General features: G+C 44.3%; 1 pseudogene. It reads left to right on the plus strand.

Annotated elements, in window-relative coordinates:
* Positions 1-273 (plus strand): annotated as a pseudogene (locus tag A3761_RS25200) (RlmI/RlmK family 23S rRNA methyltransferase); the annotation flags it as partial.

A 273-nucleotide genomic window follows, 5' to 3' on the forward strand; every position in this document is an offset into this window, starting at 1 on the left:
ATTACGTTGAGAAGAATGCGGCACTAAATGACTTGTCTGACAAGGTAAGTTGTATTGAGGGTGATGTCTTTGACGTGTGCAAGCAGTTGAAGCTTGAAGGTGAGAAATTTGATGTTGTTATCGCTGATCCACCAGCATTTATTCCTAAGCGTAAGGACCAGAAAGCGGGTGAGATTGCTTATCAACGTTTGAATCAGCTTGCGATGCGCCTGCTAGAAAAAGATGGTTTACTGGTTTCTGCGTCGTGTTCTATGCACCTTTCGCGAGAAGCCT

It is taken from the genome of Oleiphilus sp. HI0123, assembly GCF_001635315.1.